Annotated in this window: 18 protein-coding genes; 8 read left to right on the top strand and 10 right to left on the bottom strand. The window is 64.0% G+C overall.

Translation table 11 applies throughout. The annotated features are described in order from the left end of the window. Window positions 1–4 precede the first annotated feature (4 nt). Entirely contained in the window at window positions 5–2,182 is a 2,178-nt protein-coding gene (locus A3E77_RS16170) for a TonB-dependent receptor (RefSeq protein ID WP_458574462.1), read from the top strand. Window positions 2,183–2,281: 99 nt separating this feature from the next. Here the strand turns inward: A3E77_RS16170 and A3E77_RS16165 are convergent, their stop codons facing one another. Further along, on the bottom strand, window positions 2,282–3,145 hold the full coding sequence (locus A3E77_RS16165) for a helix-turn-helix transcriptional regulator (RefSeq protein WP_293647808.1): 864 nt from the start codon (window positions 3,143–3,145) through the stop codon (window positions 2,282–2,284). 163 nt (window positions 3,146–3,308) lie between these two features. Between A3E77_RS16165 and A3E77_RS16160 the strand changes: the two genes are divergently transcribed. Continuing rightward, window positions 3,309–4,082, top strand: a complete 774-nt coding sequence (locus A3E77_RS16160; protein WP_293647807.1) for an SDR family oxidoreductase — start codon at window positions 3,309–3,311, stop codon at window positions 4,080–4,082. 19 nt (window positions 4,083–4,101) lie between these two features. On the opposite strand, the gene A3E77_RS16155 is transcribed toward A3E77_RS16160, so the two are convergent. The 3 genes from A3E77_RS16155 to A3E77_RS16145 form a co-directional block, all read right to left on the bottom strand. Then, window positions 4,102–4,644, bottom strand: coding sequence for a pseudouridine synthase (locus A3E77_RS16155; protein WP_293647806.1), 543 nt, complete (start codon window positions 4,642–4,644; stop codon window positions 4,102–4,104). 88 nt (window positions 4,645–4,732) lie between these two features. Continuing rightward, complete coding sequence (gene typA, locus A3E77_RS16150; RefSeq protein ID WP_293647805.1) at window positions 4,733–6,565, bottom strand: translational GTPase TypA; 1,833 nt, start codon at window positions 6,563–6,565, stop codon at window positions 4,733–4,735. Between the two features lie 178 nt (window positions 6,566–6,743). Next, window positions 6,744–7,394 (bottom strand): 5'-methylthioadenosine/S-adenosylhomocysteine nucleosidase family protein, encoded by a 651-nt coding sequence (locus A3E77_RS16145; RefSeq protein ID WP_293647804.1) that lies wholly within the window; start codon window positions 7,392–7,394, stop codon window positions 6,744–6,746. 174 nt (window positions 7,395–7,568) lie between these two features. Between A3E77_RS16145 and A3E77_RS16140 the strand changes: the two genes are divergently transcribed. From A3E77_RS16140 to A3E77_RS16130, 3 genes are all read left to right on the top strand, one after another. Next, on the top strand, window positions 7,569–8,546 hold the full coding sequence (locus A3E77_RS16140) for a bile acid:sodium symporter family protein (RefSeq protein ID WP_293647803.1): 978 nt from the start codon (window positions 7,569–7,571) through the stop codon (window positions 8,544–8,546). Window positions 8,547–8,622: 76 nt separating this feature from the next. Further along, the gene (locus A3E77_RS16135; protein WP_293647802.1) at window positions 8,623–9,834 is read left to right on the top strand and encodes a toxic anion resistance protein; all 1,212 of its coding nucleotides are present in this window, start codon (window positions 8,623–8,625) and stop codon (window positions 9,832–9,834) included. Window positions 9,835–9,843: 9 nt separating this feature from the next. Continuing rightward, the gene (locus A3E77_RS16130) at window positions 9,844–10,563 is read left to right on the top strand and encodes a hypothetical protein (RefSeq protein WP_293647801.1); all 720 of its coding nucleotides are present in this window, start codon (window positions 9,844–9,846) and stop codon (window positions 10,561–10,563) included. Between the two features lie 33 nt (window positions 10,564–10,596). Here the strand turns inward: A3E77_RS16130 and A3E77_RS16125 are convergent, their stop codons facing one another. From A3E77_RS16125 to A3E77_RS16105, 5 genes are all read right to left on the bottom strand, one after another. Further along, on the bottom strand, window positions 10,597–10,917 hold the full coding sequence (locus A3E77_RS16125) for a hypothetical protein (protein WP_293647800.1): 321 nt from the start codon (window positions 10,915–10,917) through the stop codon (window positions 10,597–10,599). Beyond that, window positions 10,914–11,417 (bottom strand): RNA polymerase sigma factor, encoded by a 504-nt coding sequence (locus tag A3E77_RS16120; protein WP_293647799.1) that lies wholly within the window; start codon window positions 11,415–11,417, stop codon window positions 10,914–10,916. The genes A3E77_RS16125 and A3E77_RS16120 overlap by 4 nt, the downstream gene beginning before the upstream one ends. 28 nt (window positions 11,418–11,445) lie before the next feature. Then, window positions 11,446–12,051 carry a hypothetical protein gene (locus tag A3E77_RS16115; protein ID WP_293647798.1) on the bottom strand — a complete coding sequence of 202 codons (606 nt, stop codon included), beginning with the start codon at window positions 12,049–12,051 and terminating at the stop codon, window positions 11,446–11,448. 346 nt (window positions 12,052–12,397) lie between these two features. Next, complete coding sequence (locus tag A3E77_RS16110; protein WP_293647797.1) at window positions 12,398–13,549, bottom strand: tyrosine-type recombinase/integrase; 1,152 nt, start codon at window positions 13,547–13,549, stop codon at window positions 12,398–12,400. A 6-nt stretch (window positions 13,550–13,555) separates the two neighbouring features. Further along, window positions 13,556–13,786 (bottom strand): helix-turn-helix domain-containing protein, encoded by a 231-nt coding sequence (locus tag A3E77_RS16105; RefSeq protein WP_293647796.1) that lies wholly within the window; start codon window positions 13,784–13,786, stop codon window positions 13,556–13,558. A 41-nt stretch (window positions 13,787–13,827) separates the two neighbouring features. On the opposite strand from A3E77_RS16105, the gene A3E77_RS16100 reads away from it, so the two are divergent. The 3 genes from A3E77_RS16100 (at window position 13,828) to A3E77_RS16090 (ending at window position 16,327) form a co-directional block, all read left to right on the top strand. Next, window positions 13,828–14,385 carry a helix-turn-helix domain-containing protein gene (locus A3E77_RS16100; RefSeq protein WP_293647795.1) on the top strand — a complete coding sequence of 186 codons (558 nt, stop codon included), beginning with the start codon at window positions 13,828–13,830 and terminating at the stop codon, window positions 14,383–14,385. Window positions 14,386–14,442: 57 nt separating this feature from the next. Next, window positions 14,443–15,273 carry a hypothetical protein gene (locus tag A3E77_RS16095; protein WP_293647794.1) on the top strand — a complete coding sequence of 277 codons (831 nt, stop codon included), beginning with the start codon at window positions 14,443–14,445 and terminating at the stop codon, window positions 15,271–15,273. 430 nt (window positions 15,274–15,703) lie between these two features. Beyond that, window positions 15,704–16,327, top strand: a complete 624-nt coding sequence (locus tag A3E77_RS16090) for a hypothetical protein (protein ID WP_293647793.1) — start codon at window positions 15,704–15,706, stop codon at window positions 16,325–16,327. A gap of 154 nt (window positions 16,328–16,481) precedes the next feature. Here the strand turns inward: A3E77_RS16090 and A3E77_RS16085 are convergent, their stop codons facing one another. After that, complete coding sequence (locus tag A3E77_RS16085; RefSeq protein WP_293647792.1) at window positions 16,482–17,243, bottom strand: M48 family metallopeptidase; 762 nt, start codon at window positions 17,241–17,243, stop codon at window positions 16,482–16,484. Window positions 17,244–17,248: the final 5 nt, after the last annotated feature.

Raw genomic sequence — 17,248 nt, 5'->3', positions numbered from 1 at the left:
GGGAATGAAAGTGACCAAGTTCAACGCCCGCATCGCGCTCGGCCTCTCCGCCGCCGCCGCGACGCTCGCCGCCACGATGCCCGCGATCGCGCAGGAGGGCGGCGACAGCGACGACATCATCGTCACAGCGCAGCGCAACAACCAGACCAAGGTGACGGGCGGCGGCAATGTCGGCGTCTTCGGCACCAAGGCGGCCGAGGATATTCCGTTCAACATCCGCAGCTATAACGAAGCGCTGATCCTGAACCAGCAGCCCGATTCGCTTGGCGAGGTGCTGGAAAATGATCCGACGGTCCGCACCGCGCTGGGCTTTGGCATCGCCGGCGAAGTCTTTGTCATCCGCGGCTTCGACCTTGCCTCCGACGATGTCGGCTTCGACGGCCTTTATGGCATCACCCCGCGCCAGATCGTCGCCCCCGAACTCGTCTCCTCGGTCCAGGTCATCAACGGCGCCAGCGCCTTTCTGAACGGCGCGGCGCCGGGCGGTAGCGGCATCGGCGGCAGCGTCAACATCCTGCCCAAAAAGGCCGAGCGCGACATGGTCCGCGCGACGCTGGGCTATACCTCCGCTTCGCACATTTCTGGCGCAGTCGACGTCGCGCGCCGCTTTGGCGCCAATGACGAATGGGGTCTGCGGATCAACGGATCGGCGCGCCGGGGCGACATTGCGATCGACGATGAATTTCACTCGAGCTACGTCCTCGGCGCGACGCTCGATTACAACAACGGACCGCTGCGCACCGCGCTGAACCTCAACTACCAGCGGCTGAACCAGAAATTCTGGCGCGGCCAGGTCGGCATCGGCGCAGTCATTCCTGCGGTTCCGGATGCCGACACCAATTATTCGCAGCCGTGGAGCCAGATCCTGACCAAGGATTTCTTCGGCACCTTCAGCATCGAATATGACGTATCCGACGCCGCGATGCTGTATGCCAAGGTCGGCGCGCGCGACGGGCGCGAGGACCAGACCACCGCCAGCATCACCGTGCTCGATGCGGTCACCGGCGCCGCGAGCGGCAGCGGCTCCTACGTCCCGCGCGAGGATAATAATGAATCGGCGACTGCGGGCATTCGCATCAAACTGAACGGCGGCGGGATCAGCCACGAGATCAACGCCGGCGCCGCGGTCAGCTGGCAGCTCAACCGCAACGCCTATGATTTTTCGGCGACCAGCTATGCCACCAATCTTTACGACCCGGTGATCGCCCCGGCGCCGACGCCCGGCGGGTTCGTCGGCGGCGATCTGGACAATGTATTCCCGATCAGCCGCAACCGCGTGTCGAGCGTCTTCGCATCAAATACGCTGGGGCTGTGGAACGACCGCATCCTCATCACCGGCGGCCTGCGACTGCAAGAGATCAAGACGACCGCTTACTCCTATTTCGGCGGCGCCCGCACCGGCGGTTACAAGGAATCGGCGGCAACCCCGGTCCTCGGCCTTGTCGTCAAGCCGACGAACGGCCTGTCGCTCTATGCCAACCGGATCGAGGGGCTGGTCGCCGGATCGACCGCGCCGGTGGTGATCGACGACGGCAGCGGCAACGACATTCCGGTAATCAACGGCGGCGCAGTGCTGCCGCCGGTCAAATCGACGCAATATGAAGTGGGCGGCAAACTCAACTTCGGCGCGTTCAACGCGGGCGTCGCGCTGTTCCGCATCGACAAGCCCAACAGCTTCGTCGATCCCGTCACGCTGGTTTACGGCAATTATGGCGTGCAGCGGAACAAGGGTATCGAAATCACGCTCGACGGCGAGCCGGTCCAGGGCCTGCGGATCATTTCGGGCCTGACCTTCAACGACGCCACGCTGCGCCGGACCGAGGGCGGCATCAACGAAGGCAATGACGCCATCGGCGTTCCCGAAATACTGGCGAACGCGAACGTCGAATGGGACCTGCCGTTCCTGCCCGCGCTGACGCTGGTCGGCCGCGTGGTCCACACGGGCAAGCAGGCGGTGGACCAGGCGAACACGCTCGAACTCGACAGCTGGACGCGCTTCGACCTCGGCGCACGCTATGTCGCGCGCGTCGGCGACACCCCGCTGACCTTGCGCTTCAACGTCGATAATGTCGCGGACAAAGCTTATTGGGCCACCGCCTATAACGCCTTCAGCGCCTTTGGCTCACGCCTCGTCCAGGGCGGCCCGCGCACCTTCAAGGCATCGGCGTCGGTCGAATTCTGACCCGCGGCTCCTCCCCGTCGCGCCGCGATGGGGAGGGCCCCTTGTCATGCGAGGCGAGGGGCCGCGAAGTCGCGCCCCCGCGCAAATGCTGCCCGACGCCTATCGCAGCGCGCCGCGATATTGCGACGGCGGCACGCCAAACCGGCTGACGAAAGCGGTCGCAAAATGGCTCGGCGTCGCAAATCCGACCGCCAGCGCAATCTCGGTCACCGACTCTTGCGTATCGCGAAGCTGTCGTGCCGCCTCGTCGAGCCGCGCGCGCAGCACGAACTGCCAGGGCGACAAGCCGAACGCCTGGCGAAAAGCGGTGGAGAAGCGCCGCGCGTCCATGCCGACGAGCGCGGCAAGGCCCGCAAGGCTATGCCGTGCGTCGAGCTGGCTGCGGATCGCTTCGGCCACCCGCGTCCGGTCCGATGCCGACAGATCGCGCCGCCCCTTCGCGGGCAGGCGGGCGCCATAACGTTCGAGCAGGTGGAGTTGCAGCGCATGGACGATGCCATGACTTGCCATCGCGGCCAGATCGCCGCCCCGCGTCGACACCAGCTCCGTCAATCGCGACGCCGCGCCCAGAATGAAATCATCGCGATGTTGCACCCGCGCCGCGATCGGCGCGTCGGCGAGCAACGATGTCGGCACCCGAAACTCGACAAATTCAGCCCGGTCGCCCTGCGCCAGCGCGGCATAGCGGCACGCCGCCGGGATCATCCAGATATCGCCGCGCGATGGCAGCACATGACCCGATGGCCCCACCGAAAATTCGCAGTCCATTCGGTCGACCCGTCCGCCCAGATGGACGACAATCGTATGATGCGATTCCTCGAACGCCCAGTCGGTCGGCTGGTCGATCTTTTCGGTGGCGGCAACGATGCCGAGCGACCCGATCCGCACTTCATGCCGCGCGACCAGATCTCGCTGCCGCAGCGGCCGTATGCTGTCCCAGACCTGTACCGCTTGCTCGGTCAAAAACACACCTCGCGAGTTCCCCCACCAAACTCCCGACTCATCGCGCCGGAATCGGAATCTGCGCCGGAATTGGAAGGCGGGCAAGCCGAAAGGCTTTATTGTCAGCCCGATAGCGCCCCGCAGCCGCGGCGGCGTTGCTTCCCGTCAGAAAAGGAGACCAGCTATGACGGATCACAGCATCAAGGGTAAGACAGTCCTCATCGCCGGTGGCGGCAAAAACCTCGGCGGCCTCGTCGCCCGCGATCTCGCCGCGCAAGGCGCCAAGGCGGTCGCGGTCCACTATAACAGCGCCGCCGCAAAGGCGGAGACCGACGAAACGCTCGCGGCGATCCGCGCTGCGGGCGCAGAGGCGATCGCCTTCCAGGCCGACCTCACCAGCGCCGCCGCGGTGGAAAAGCTGTTCGCCGACACGATCGCCGCGGTCGGGCGCCCCGACATCGCGATCAACACGGTGGGCAAGGTGCTGAAAAAGCCATTCACCGAAATCAGCGAAACCGAATATGACGAAATGACCGCGGTCAACAGCAAGACCGCCTTCTTCTTCCTGAAAGAGGCAGGCAAGCACCTCAACGACAATGGCAAGATCTGCACGCTGGTGACGTCGCTGCTGGGCGCCTACACGCCCTTTTATGCCGCCTATGCGGGCACCAAGGCGCCGGTCGAACATTTCACCCGCGCCGCCTCGAAGGAGTTTGGCGCGCGGGGCATTTCGGTGACCGCGATCGGCCCCGGCCCGATGGACACGCCCTTTTTCTACCCCGCCGAGGGCGAAGAGGCCGTCGCCTATCACAAATCGGCTGCGGCGCTTTCGCCCTTCACCCCTTCGGGTTTGACCCATATCGAGGACATCGTGCCGTGGATTCGGATGCTGGTGTCCGAAGGTTGGTGGATGACCGGCCAGACGATCCTGGTGAATGGCGGCTACACGACCAAGTGACCCCTCCGGCGGGCGGCCTTCAGGCCGTCCGCCACGCCCCCAATCCCAAATCCCCGATCTCCCATTCCCCGATCCGCCAGCGAACCAGCCGCAGCGTCGGATGGCCGACCGCGGCGGTCATGCGGCGAACCTGGCGGTTGCGGCCTTCGGTGATCGTCAGTTCGATCCAGGCGTCGGGCACGCTCTTGCGGTATCGCACCGGCGGGTCGCGGTCCCACAGCATCGGCGGATCGATGCGGCGGACGGTCGCGGGGCGCGTCGGGCCGTCGTTGAGCGTGACCCCGCGGCGCAGCGCTTCGAGCGCGGCCGCGTCGGGCTCGCCCTCGACCTGCGCCAGATAGGTTTTGGGCGTCTTGTGCTTCGGCGACGATATGCGCGCCTGCAACGCGCCATCGTCGGTCAGGACCAGCAGGCCCTCGCTATCACGATCGAGCCGCCCCGCGGGATAGACACCGGGCACGTCGATATAGTCGGACAGCGTCGCGCGCGCGGTGTCCGTGCCGCGGTCGGTGAATTGCGACAGCACGCCCCAGGGCTTGTTGAACAGGATCAGGCGGGCCACGGCTCGTTCTCCCGATCACCCTGCGTGCCTAAAATTTCCGTGTTCCCCCGCGAAGGCGGGGGAACACGATCCATTTTCGTCAGCGAAGTTACGCCGCTTCCTTCTTGCGGCTCGCCTTCTTGCGCTCGTGCGGATCGAGCAGCGCCTTGCGGATGCGGATGTTTTTGGGCGTGACTTCGACCATTTCGTCGTCGTCGATATAGGCGATCGCCTGTTCGAGCGTCATGCGGCGCGGCGGGGTCAGGCGGATCGCGTCGTCCTTGCCCGTCGAACGGAAGTTCGTGAGCTGCTTCGACTTCATCGGGTTGACTTCCAGATCGTCGGGCTTGGCATTTTCGCCGATGATCATGCCCTCATAGAGCGCCTCGCCGGGCGAAACGAAAAGGATGCCGCGCTCTTCGAGCGGGCCAAGCGCATAAGCGACGGCTTCGCCATTGCCGTTCGAGATCAGGACGCCATTCTTGCGGCCTTCGATCACGCCCTTGTATGGGCCATATTTCTCGAACAGGCGGTTCATGATGCCGGTGCCGCGCGTGTCCGACAGGAATTCGCCGTGATAGCCGATCAGGCCGCGCGACGGACCGCTGAAGGTGATGCGCGTCTTGCCGCCGCCCGACGGGCGCATGTCGGTGAGGTCGGCTTTGCGAACCTGCATCTTCTCGACCACCGTGCCCGAATGTTCGTCATCGACGTCGATAACGACGGTTTCATAGGGTTCGGTGCGCTTGCCGGCCTCGTCCTCGCCATACAGCACCTTGGGGCGGCTGATGCCGAGCTCAAAGCCTTCGCGGCGCATCGTTTCGATGAGCACGCCGAGCTGGAGCTCGCCGCGGCCCGCGACTTCAAAGCTGTCCTTGTCGGCGCTTTCGGTGATGCGGATCGCGACATTGGTTTCGGCTTCGCGGTACAGGCGGTCGCGGATCATGCGGCTCGTCACCTTGCTGCCCTCGCGCCCCGCCATCGGCGAATCGTTCACGGCAAAACGCATCGACAGCGTCGGCGGGTCGATCGGCTGCGCGGCGATCGGTTCGCTGACGCTGGTGTCGGCGATGGTGTTCGCGACGGTCGCCTGCGCAAGGCCCGCGATCGCGACGATGTCGCCCGCGCGCGCTTCGTCGACGGGAACGCGCTCGAGCCCGCGGAAGGCGAGCAGCTTCGACGCGCGGCCGGTCTCGATCACCTTGCCGTCCATGTCGAGCGCGTGGATCGGCTGGTTGACCTTGATCGTCCCCGACTGGACGCGGCCGGTCAGGATGCGGCCGATGAAATTGTCGCGGTCGAGCAGCGTCGCAAGGAAGGTGAAGGGACCGTCTTCGGGCAGGCCCGGTTCGGGAACATGGCTGACGATCGTCTTGAACAGCGGCTCCAGCGTGCCTTCGCGCGCGTCGGGATTGTCAGAGGCAAAGCCGCCGCGGCCCGAAGCGTAAAGGATCGGGAAGTCGAGCTGTTCGTCATTGGCTTCGAGCGTCAGGAACAGCTCGAACACTTCGTCGAGCACTTCGGCCGCGCGCGCGTCGCTGCGGTCGATCTTGTTGACGACGACGATCGGCTTCAGGCCCAGAGCCAGCGCCTTGCCCGTCACGAACTTGGTCTGCGGCATCGGGCCTTCGGCGGCATCGACGAGCAGGATGACGCCGTCGACCATGCTCAGGATGCGTTCCACCTCGCCGCCGAAGTCGGCGTGGCCCGGCGTGTCGACGATGTTGATCCGCGTCAGGTCGGCGCCTTCACCCCATTCGACGCTGGTGCATTTCGCCAGGATCGTGATCCCGCGTTCCTTTTCCAGATCGTTCGAATCCATCGCGCGTTCTTCGACACGCTGGTTGTCGCGGAAGGTGCCCGACTGGCGGAACAGCTGGTCGACGAGGGTGGTTTTTCCATGATCGACGTGGGCGATAATGGCAATATTGCGCAGAGACATGCGGAAACGGGCCTTGATGGGAGGGGGCAGCGCCCGGAGCGCCGCGAAACGCCGCGCCCCTAACAGAAGTGGTGCTGCGGCGCAACATGATTGCCGCCACCGCGCTTTATCGCAGCGATTGCTCCGGAAGCGCGCGATCATCGTTTCGGCGGCGCATGGGTGCACCGCACGGATCGGTTCAGATCAGGGCAACCAGCCGCTCGACCTCCCGCCCCGCGACCCGCGCCGCGCGGACGAGGTTGGCGTGGAAATCGCCCGCACTGTCGCCATTGGCATCGTCGGTGACCGCCTTGATCGCCGCCCAGGGTTTGCCCAGGCGCGCCGCGACCTGCGCGACCGCGGCGACCTCCATGTCGACCAGCGCCGCGCCGAGTGCCGCGAGGTCCGCGGCCGCATCGGGACAGGCGACAAAAGCGTCACCGCTGGCGATGCGCGCGTGGGGCAAACCGAGGCCGGGGTCGGGCATCGCGGCGAAATGCGCCGCGCCCGCCGGTCCCATCGGCCAATCGCCAGCGCGATAGCGATGAAAGCGGCCTGGCAGGCGGGCGCCATAATCATGTTGCAATGCCTCGGCGATCCACCAGGCGCCCGGCGCCGCCCCGAGCGAACCGCACGTGCCGGTCATCAGCATCAGGTCGGCATCGGCCGCGAGCGCGCCCGCGCAAAGCGCCGCGTTGACCTTGCCAAGCCCGCATGTCGCGATGGCGAGGCTGTGGTGGCGAATGGCAAGGCGGCGGACCGCAAAGGGGCCGTCGTCGGACAGGCCGGTGTCGGGGAAAAGCGCGCCGGCTTCTTCGGGTAATGCGGCGAGGATCAGGATGGCAGCCATGCCGCCTGCTTATCGTCATTCCCGTCCGTGTCGAGCCAGGTTGCGTGGCCCACCGAAAGTTGCCGACTGCAAGCGCGCGCCCTTGCACCATCGCGACGTCGCTCGATGCGGACGACAGGAGCGAGGTCACAGGTGACTTGCCAAGTGCGCGTCACCCCGTCATCGCTCATGCCAATGCTCGCCCGCATCTTTCCCGACCGCTTCGTCCCCGTCCTGCTCGCGACGATCCTGTTCGCAAGCGTGCTGCCGGTGCGCGGCGACGCGGTGCCGATCGCGCAGGGCCTGTCGACCGCGGCGATCGTCCTGCTTTTCTTCCTGAACGGCGTCCGCTTGCCGCGCGACGAAGTGCTGCACGGCATTCGCAACTGGAAATTGCAAGGCAGCGCGCTCGCCTTCTGTTTCGGGGCCATGGCCCTGCTCGGCCTGGCGGCGCAGGCAGCGATGGCGCCGCTGCTTCCCGCGACGCTGGCGCTCGGTTTCCTGTTCCTCGGCATCCTGCCCTCGACCGTCCAGTCGGCCACCGCGGCCAGCAGCCTCGCTGGCGGCAATGTCGCCGCCAGCGTCGTCGCCGCGGCGCTGCTCAACCTGTCCGGGGTTGCGCTGTCGCCCCTGCTCTTTGCATTGCTCGCGGGCAGCGCGGGCGAAATTCACGGGGAAGCGGTACTGCGCATCGTCTCGATCCTGCTCCTGCCCTTCGTCGTGGGGCAAGTCGTCCAGCGCTGGCTGCGGCCGTGGGTGCTGGCGCACCGTGGCCTGGCGACCGTCATGGACCGCACCGCGATTGCCATTGCCGTCTATGTCGCCTTTTCGGCGGCGGTCGTTGCCGGAATCTGGGGCCTGCTCGACGGCCGCGAGATCGCGCTGGTGCTCGTGGCCGTCGCCGTGCTGCTCGCGCTGTCCTTTGGGGGTGCCTGGGCTCTGGGCGGGCTATTGAACCTGGCGCGGCCCGATCGCATTACGCTGCTGTTTTCGGGTGCGCAAAAAAGCATCGCGGTCGGCGCGCCGCTTGCCGCAACGCTTTTCCCGCCTGCCATCGCCGGCATGGTGCTCGTCCCGATCCTCGTCTATCATATGGCGCAACTGATCCTGTCCGCGTGGATCGCGCCGGGTTTGAACAAAAAGCCGGCCGGTGCGAGACGCCAGGAGGTGTAGTGCTTGAATAACACAGGCCCGCATGCCATATAGGCAAGCGGCCTGGGATCGTAACTTGGGGCTGGAAGGAAGACGAATGAGCGAACTGACTGCAACGGCGACCGCGACCGAAGAACTGAAACTGACCCCGCCCGAGCCGCTGCCCCCGATGACGCCCGAAAAGGCGGCCGGGCTGGTCCCGCTGTCGTCCGACCAGAAATCGAAACTCGAAGAGCGCGTCGACGGCTTCATCGACGACCTGATCGCGCAGGATGAAAATTCGCCCGAATTCGGCAAGCGGATCGACCAGATCACCAATATGGGCCGCAAGGAAATGCTCGACGCGGCGAACCAGTCGAATCGCTTCCTCGACCGCCCGATCAAGGCGATGGACCGCGACACCAACATCGGCCAGAGCCTGATCGAATTGCGCACCACGGTCGAGAAGCTCGACCCGTCTGCGAATGGCAAGCTGCTGAGCAAGCGCGGCTTTTTCGACAAGATCTTTGGCAGCAAGATCAACAATTATTTCGCCCAGTATCGCAGCGCACAAACGCATATCGGCGGCATCCTGACCGCCTTGTCGAACGGCAAGGACGAACTGCTGATGGACAATGCCGCGATCGACGTCGAACGCCGCAAGCTGTGGGAAGCGATGGGCAAGCTGGAACAGATGATCCACGTCGCTGGCACGCTCGACCGGCGGCTCGAGGAAAAGGCGGCCGAACTCGACAGCAGCAACCCGGCCAAGGCCAAGGTGATCCGCGAAAACGCACTCTTTTATGCCCGCCAGCGCACGCAGGATCTGCTGACGCAGATGGCGGTGACGGTGCAGGGCTATCTGGCGCTCGACCTGGTCAAAAAGAATAATGTCGAACTGGTGAAGGGCGTCGAACGTGCCTCGACCACCACCGTCGGCGCATTGAAGACCGCGATCACCGTCGCGCAGGCGATGACGAACCAGAAACTGGTGCTCGAACAGATCACCGCGCTCAACACGACGACCGCGAACATCATCGACGGCACGTCGCAGATGCTGAAAGACAATACCGCGCGCATCCACGAACAGGCGGCGTCGAGCACGATCCCCGTCGAAACGCTCCAGCGCGCGTTCCAGAACATCTATGACACGATGGACGCGATCGACACGTTCAAGCTGAAGGCGCTCGATACGATGAAGGCGACCGTCACCACGCTCGAAGGCGAAGTCGTCAAGTCGAAGGGCTATATCGCCCGCGCCGAAGGCGCGACCCAGGCGCAGTCCAGCGTCAGCGGCGCCGCCAGCCCGCTCGCCGCACTCGAAGGCTAAAGGATGAGCATGAGCGAAGTCGACAAGGTCCGGCTCTCGGCGGCTTCGGCGATCGAACGGTCGCGCGAACGCCGCCGTCCGATCGGGACCAAGAGCGTCGCGCTGCGCCGCCAGCATCTCTACAAGAAGCTCGGCCGCGTGCTGATCGCGGGCGGGATCGTGCTGATCGGCGCGGCGGTGTTCGGCGCGCTCATCCAACCGCTCGGCTTTACCGGCCTGCTCGCGCTGTTCGTGGTGCTGATCGGCGTGGCGGTGCTGTTCGGCCGCACCCCCTTTCCCGAACCGCGCCAGGCCGATTTGCCGAAGGCGGACCTGAAGCAGCTCGCGGGCCGCACCGAAATCTGGCTCGAGGCGCAGCGTCCGGCACTTCCCGCGCCCGCGCGCCAGCTCGTCGACGGCATCGGGGTCCAGCTCGACCTGCTCGCACCCCAGCTTCAGACGCTTGACGCATCCAGCCCGGCGGCGGCGAATATCCGCAAGCTGGTCGGCGAAGACCTGCCCGAACTCGTGGCGGGTTATCAGCGTATCCCGGCAGGACTGCGCACCGAAGCGCACGCCGGGCGCACGCCGGACGAGACGCTCGTCGGGGGGCTCAAAATGCTCGAAAGCGAGATCGGCAATGCGGCGCGCAGCTTGGCCGCGGGCGAGCTCGACAAGCTTGCGACGCGCGAGCGTTATCTACAGCTCAAATATCAGGGCATCGATGGGGACGACACGCCCGTCGCTTAAGGGTGGGCGCGCGGATGCGCCAGCGTCCTGACCCTAAGTCTGGCGCCAGCGCTGCGTGCCGAACCACAATAACAGGATGAGCAGCAGCGGGGGCGCAAGGCCCCAATGCGCCGCCCCGGCCAGCGGCGCGAGCAGCGGCGCCGACGACAAGAGCCACAGCCCGGCCAGCAGCGCGCCGACTGCCAGCGCCTCGAACGCGAAACTGCGCCAGAAGCGCGACCGCGCGCGGGCATAGGCGGCCCGCGCGTCGATCGCGCGCTCGACCCCGCGGGCAAAGCCGCGGTCGCCCGCGCGTTCTGGCGGGGCCAGCATCGTCGCAAGCAGCGCGTCGGTTTCGCGGTCGTCGGTGGTCATGCGTCCGCTCCTTCGCCGATCATCTTCTGCGCCTTTGCCCGGCCGCGCAAGACCAGCGATTTGACCGTGCCAAGCGGCACCCCCATGATCTCGGCCGCTTCGCTATGCGACCAGCCATGGCCGAAGCAGAGGGTAAGCGCGGCGCGCTCCTGCGGGGACAGGGCCCCGAGCAGCCGGTCGGCGTCGATCGCGGCATCGCTTGCCGGACGCGGGTCGCTGATGGTCGATATCTCCTCACCCGCCGCAAGGGCTTCGCGGCGGCGCGCGGTGCGTCGCTGGTCGAGGAACAGGCGCCAGCCGATTCCCATGATCCACGCCGCGTAACTTCCTTGCCCCCGATAGTCGCCCGCGCGTTGCCATGCGCGAACAAAAGCTTCCTGCGCCAGATCGTCGGCGTCGCACCCGGCGGCGCGGGACAGGAAAGCGCGCAACCGCCCTTCGTGCCGCAGCACGAGGAGCTGGAATGCGGCGCGGTCCCCCCCGGCGACACGCTGGCCCAAGGCCCAATCTTCATCGGCGCTTGCCTCATCACGCAGCGGTGCGCTCCTCGAGCGCCGCGGCGCGCGCGAGGCGGCGGCGGACGAGCAGCGCGATGCCGACAAAGGCGGGAAAGAGCGCGGCGCCGGCCGAGATGCGGGTCAGCTCTTCATGCCCCTGGATCAGCCCGAACCCTGCCATCGCGAGGCCGATCGCGAGCAGCACCAGCGCATTGCGGTCGTCGCCGATCGACGGCTCGGCGGCACCCTGCGGACCGATATGTTCATAGGGCTTGTTCAGCTTGTCGATCAGCGGGTTCACCGCATCCGACTTCGCTTCGAGCGCGCGGCGGATCGAACGGTGAAGCATCCAGGCGTGGAGCAGGCGGGCCAGCAGGAAAAAGCCGACGATGAACAGCGCGACCACCGTGATATTTTCAAGCCAGCTGAAAAAACTGTCGCTGATCGCCACCAGTTCGGTCGTCGGCGGCGGCGCGGGCATATAGGCCGCGACATCGCGGGGGCTGATATAGGCAGCGATGTCCTCTGCGCTGACCATTTGGTCGCCCGTCACCGGGATCGTCACGACGGGCGGCGGCGGGGTGGCGGCCGCGGACGGCGCGGCTGCGGCAGCGGCCGCGATCATCAGCAGGTTCATCGGCAATCTCTCCTTCACGCCGTTTCGGCATGGTCAAAACCACAGGCGGCGATCCCCGGCAAGGCGGGATGACCTGAACCGGGGAGCCAGGTCGACCACCGCGCGGAATCGCCGCCCGGACCGGCGCAAACCGCCAGTCAGGACCTAGACGGCGCGGCAACGTCCCGCGGATGCAGGGCTATGGTCTTTTTTTGGGAGGCGGCGGATCGGGACGGACCGCGAGAGGCCACGGCGGCAGATAGCGCGTGGGAAATGGATGCCCCGTGAGGATTCGAACCTCAATAGACGGAATCAGAATCCGTAGTCTTACCGCAGATAATCAAGCAATTTCAGCCCCGTGTTGCGTCTATGTTGCGTCGGAGAATATTTGGGTCTCCATCGAGGCGGCGACCTCTTGGTCGCTTTGTTGCTGCTCGAAGAGGTGACCATAGACATCGAAGGTCATCGATATCGACGAATGTCCCATCAATGTCTGGACGCGCTTTGCCGAAAGCTTCTGCTCGATCCACAGCGACGCAGCGGCATGACGGAAGGCATGGAAGGAGTGCCGCGGGGTGACTATCTGCTTGCCATCCTCAACGCGCACATCGACCTCGCTAGCACCGCTCAGTGCCGGGATCAGCATCCGCTGGACCATGTAGCCATAGGTCATGACACTTCCCCGAGGCGACGGAAACACCAAGTTGAGCTCGGTTGGTGCACATTGGAGCTTCCACTCGCGCATCGCGGCGATACATTTCGGCGGCAACGGAATCGTGCGGGTGCCCGCATCAGATTTTGGCGGTCCCAGCACACCAGCGTTGTTTGCTCGCCGCACGACGCTGACCGTCCGCTTCTGGAGATCGACGTGGGACCACGACAAGCCACGTGCTTCCGATATTCGCAGGCCGCTGAAGATTAGGAGCGTCATCAGGGCGCTTGTCGCAGGGTGACCGTTATCGCTCGCCGCCTCCAAGATTGCGCGGAGCGCGGACTTCGACGGTATGGTGATCGATGGCTTTCTACGCCTGCGTGCCGAGCGGACGGCAATCGCGACATTATGCCCGACGTGACCCTGACGCATAGCTGTCGACAAAATAGCCCTGAACGACCGCAGCACGCGCTTGGCCATCGCAGGCGACAGCTTCCCATTCCATATATCGAGAAAGCCCTCGACCCGCGGGGCCGTCAATTCAGAGAGCCTCACGCCGCCGCAGAGGGGAATAATGTGGAGCCTGACATGCTGCTCATAGGCCGCCAACGTGGTGGGCTCGAGATTGGCTCGACCACGATCGGCTAACCAATTCCTGGCCGCTTGATCGACGGTCACGCTCTCTCGGCTGACAGTATGGGTCCCGAGCCGGACTTCCGTCTGCGCTCGAAGCAGGAACGATTCGGCATCCTTCTTCCTGGCGAACTGCTTCGACCGCCGCTTACCCATCTGATCGACATAATCGACCTGCCAAGCCGATCGATGCTCGCCGTCGCGAGCCGTCCATTCACGCTTTCGAATCGCCATGCGCGATCACGCAGCCCGCGATTGGCTGGAGGAGAACACCTGAGCCAGCTCGGATTTCCGAAAGTAGAGGCGGCGACCCAGCCGAGCGACAGGCAACTGCCCACGATCGACGAGGTGATAGATTGCGCGCGCTGTGAGGCCGGTGAACTCAGCGGCGGCCTCAGCACCGGCGATCAGATCGGACGATAGATTCACAAATTCTCCTGGTGGTTGCGTTGACTTTCTGCTTTCTACCATATACCACACAGTTTATCAACTGTTACCTCGAAGGACAACCAATGCCCGCGCCGTCGATACACCCTTTTGCAGAAGACCAGGCCACCAAGATGCTCGATCGAGCGCTCGCGCTCACCAAGGAAAAGTCTGGCAAAAACTTGACAGAGGTTGCCAGCGCTATCGGCATATCAAAAGCGACTCTGAGTCACATGGCCGTTGGCAGAGCCCCAATTCCCATCGATCGCGCCCACGATTTAGCCAATCACTTGAATATGGAGCCACGGACCTTCGTTATGGCCGTCCTGAATCAACGCCACCCGGAGGCGATGGCCATCGTCGCTGGCTCTGAGCTTCAATCGAACGGAAAGCAGGATCGACAATTAGACTGGGTGCTCTCTCGTCCAGTCGCCGAGCTCAGCGACGACCAGGTCACCATCATCCGGGAAGTGGCGCGGGATGCACGACCCCGAGAACGCTGGCTGTCAGTGAGCGAAGTTCCCACGGTCAATGCGATCAGGAGACTCAGGCCAAATGGCACGACACAGGACGATTTCGATGGAATCGAGATGGCGCTGATCGCCAACGACGTCGCCTCAGCGGGCACCGGAGACGCAGCATGAGTTACATGCAATATTTCCGATGGCACCAGGAAAAGGTGACCCTCAAAAAAACATATCATGACTAAACGGTTCAATCGCAGTCGCCGTGTCTTCGTCCGCCCTTCGGACGTGAAGACCGATGGCGATGGCAACATCATAAGCATGCCCATCATCGCTGGGCTGCCATGCTTCGCCGATCCTGTAAAGTATTTCGCGGGTGTGTTCGACACGCCTAGCAAGCGCGTGAATGCGAGGGGCGAGATTGTTGAACAGCCGCGGGGATGTGCGGGGTGTAAATCGCGCGCCGCGTGCGGAACCACCGCCTACGGCCGCGTGATGGGCGATCCCGAGTTGCACCAGCTTCACGGAATATGGGAAAGCGCTACTCAGCCCCTCACCGGGAAAGCACGCTACAAGCATCCGACCTTTGTGGCTTTCGCGGCAGCGTGCACATCGCGCGCATGGACCTCGTCGAATGATGAAGCACTGCCCCGAATGAAAGCAGAAAAGGCGAAGCAGACTCGGCAAGATCGGCGGCAGCGGCAGCGCCAACAGAGAAAATTGCCAGTGAGCGTCGAAGAAATTCGGGCTGCTGAGGCTGCGTGTGAGGAGCGTATGGCGACCTTGGCTGCGGCGGCGTTAGCGCCGGGAGCACCCGTTTGGCTGCGCAACTTGCCGGGACGAACAATTCACCTCACATGCGATGTATGGTTGACCCACCGGCTGATCGAGCTGCGTCGGCGGGGAGAGGTGACGGGCGGCGACATCCTTCGGGCAATGGTCGAGGCAGGAAATACGTATGACCTGCCTGATCGATCGTTGCGATCAAGAATTAACGAAGCCTTGCGGAGAATCGCCAGATTGGAAACTGAGCCGGTGGAGGCACCAGTCTGGCCCTCCTCATACTGAACTGGCTCGCGCACCCCGTTCAGGCGGTGAGATTTTGAACGGGGTAACAGTGCATAAAGCGGACGCTGAGTTGACGGAAATCCGACACTTTCCACCCCGTTCAAATCGTGTCGTCACTAATATAGAAATAAAGGACATTAGCGGTAACACAGTTCCTACGCCGAGCGTCAGCGAGGCAAAAAACGCAAGGTGAAGGCGAAGCCTTCGCCGACGCCGTCCACCGAGCTCCGCCAGGAGCGAGGCGGACAATCCTATGGGATCACCTCACAGTCAGCAGCAGGTCCATGGTAGGCTTCGCTACGCTCCGCCTACCGGCTACGCCGATGCTCCGCATCGGCTTGCTTACTTTTTTGGAGATGCATTTCCCACCCGCTTCCAACGACTGGCTGCTTCACAAGGTCTCTACAACACCAACGAGAGAGACCCCGGTATGAAGATTTTTTCCGCTCGATTCCCCGAAATCACAGGATACCTGACAGTCATAGCTGAAGCAGAAATCAGGGGTCGTCGGCTTGCCATTGACTGGTTCCAGCACCGCTTTCATCGCGACCCCCGCCAGCTTACGATCAACGCCGACAACACAGACTGGGAACTCGGGGCACATACCCTCGCTCCCCGCGCTCGGCACGAAGGGATCGCGTATTGGGTGCGGGATCAGGGGTGGATCGTCGTGCCCCCGGATTTCGATGATCCTGGCGCTTACTACCGATCGCTGCCGCCAGTTCTCTGCCATGAATTCGTGACAAGCCGAGAGGATGCCCGCACCCTGATATTTGCCACGTCATGGGAAGAGGCCGACCTTATCTTCGACACATGGAAGGAACTTCACGGACGCCCCCAAGATCAGCTGTGGCGTGCCGAGCAGGGTATTACGCCGCCAACCATGCGGGATCGCCGGATGCGGCTACGCACAGATCAGGCGCTCGGCTTCGTTGGCCTTGCTCGATCAGGTATCGCGGGTTGGGAGGTCGTTCCCCCCTGGCATCCATATGCCGGCGACTTCACGCATGGGAATTGGCAGGACGATACTCGCTTTCCCGGCGACCTGATCTGATCGAAGTGGTCACGTTGGTTGCGTATTGTTGACAAAATATGCTGTAATCGCTCGAGACTAACAGAAGCAGAGCGCGGAATAGCTCTTTTCTGCGAAATTCCTGTCATAGGCAGAATTGGTGCTGGGTTCCGTTGGAACCTTTTTGAACGACGGATCACTTTCGCCGTTTTCGAGCCGAGATTGGGTGGCCGAGGTCGAGGAATTCGGAGCTGAGGCTGCTCTCATTCTGTGACAGCCAGTCCCGCGCCGCTTCGTATCCCGGCATCATCCCCCCCAAGAGGCGCCAGAACCGCTCCCCGTGCGATCGCTCTCGAATATGGGCAAGCTCGTGCACGACGACATATTCCTGAATGCGGCGGGGCGCGAAAATGAGTTCCCAGTTGATGAGGATGTTGCTTTCCTCGCCGCATGACCCCCAGCCATTGGCAAAGTCACCGACCCGGATCGACCGGGGGGCGAGGCTGAACCGCCTGCCGTAGTTCTCGGCGATCTCGTTCACATCGCGGCGAGCGCGTTGCCGCAGCCAGAGCTTCAGCTCGCTTGCGACCAGGCGATCGGCATCAAGGCCGGCCCAATGCGGCAGATCGACGATGAACCCGCTGCGGTAATTCACGGTTGCTCGCTCTGCATCGGTGCGACGAACGGTGAGCGGCATCTTGCGGCCCCGATAGGGTATCTTCGATCCCGTCAGGAACCGAGGCACGGCGTGGCGGTTGGCGGTGATGCGCTCCATCTCGCGCACGGTGTTAAACAGCCACTGGCGTTTGCGGTCGAGAAAGCCTGCGACGGCCTCCTCGTCGTCAATGGAAAGCGCCAGCACCTCGACATGACCGGGGGTTACGGTGATGCGGCGTTCCGATGCAGTGGCGGAGCGGCGAAGCTCGTAGGGTATTTCCGTGCGGCCGATCTGGAGCATGGGCA

Source organism: Sphingopyxis sp. RIFCSPHIGHO2_12_FULL_65_19 (genome assembly GCF_001830555.1).
Taxonomy (GTDB): domain Bacteria; phylum Pseudomonadota; class Alphaproteobacteria; order Sphingomonadales; family Sphingomonadaceae; genus Sphingopyxis.
The sequence above is the reverse complement of the archived record's forward strand: the minus strand, read 5'-3'. Positions and strand labels throughout refer to the sequence as shown.

Coding starts and splice junctions, on each gene's coding strand:
- A3E77_RS16170 (WP_458574462.1), top strand. CDS start 5: ATGAAAGTGACCAAGTTCAACGCCCGCATCGCGCTCGGCCTCTCCGCC.
- A3E77_RS16160 (WP_293647807.1), top strand. CDS start 3,309: ATGACGGATCACAGCATCAAGGGTAAGACAGTCCTCATCGCCGGTGGC.
- typA (WP_293647805.1), bottom strand. CDS start 6,565: ATGTCTCTGCGCAATATTGCCATTATCGCCCACGTCGATCATGGAAAA.
- A3E77_RS16145 (WP_293647804.1), bottom strand. CDS start 7,394: ATGGCTGCCATCCTGATCCTCGCCGCATTACCCGAAGAAGCCGGCGCG.
- A3E77_RS16140 (WP_293647803.1), top strand. CDS start 7,569: ATGCTCGCCCGCATCTTTCCCGACCGCTTCGTCCCCGTCCTGCTCGCG.
- A3E77_RS16135 (WP_293647802.1), top strand. CDS start 8,623: ATGAGCGAACTGACTGCAACGGCGACCGCGACCGAAGAACTGAAACTG.
- A3E77_RS16130 (WP_293647801.1), top strand. CDS start 9,844: ATGAGCGAAGTCGACAAGGTCCGGCTCTCGGCGGCTTCGGCGATCGAA.
- A3E77_RS16125 (WP_293647800.1), bottom strand. CDS start 10,917: ATGACCACCGACGACCGCGAAACCGACGCGCTGCTTGCGACGATGCTG.
- A3E77_RS16115 (WP_293647798.1), bottom strand. CDS start 12,051: ATGAACCTGCTGATGATCGCGGCCGCTGCCGCAGCCGCGCCGTCCGCG.
- A3E77_RS16110 (WP_293647797.1), bottom strand. CDS start 13,549: ATGGCGATTCGAAAGCGTGAATGGACGGCTCGCGACGGCGAGCATCGA.
- A3E77_RS16105 (WP_293647796.1), bottom strand. CDS start 13,786: ATGGTAGAAAGCAGAAAGTCAACGCAACCACCAGGAGAATTTGTGAAT.
- A3E77_RS16100 (WP_293647795.1), top strand. CDS start 13,828: ATGCCCGCGCCGTCGATACACCCTTTTGCAGAAGACCAGGCCACCAAG.
- A3E77_RS16095 (WP_293647794.1), top strand. CDS start 14,443: ATGACTAAACGGTTCAATCGCAGTCGCCGTGTCTTCGTCCGCCCTTCG.
- A3E77_RS16090 (WP_293647793.1), top strand. CDS start 15,704: ATGAAGATTTTTTCCGCTCGATTCCCCGAAATCACAGGATACCTGACA.
- A3E77_RS16085 (WP_293647792.1), bottom strand. CDS start 17,243: ATGCTCCAGATCGGCCGCACGGAAATACCCTACGAGCTTCGCCGCTCC.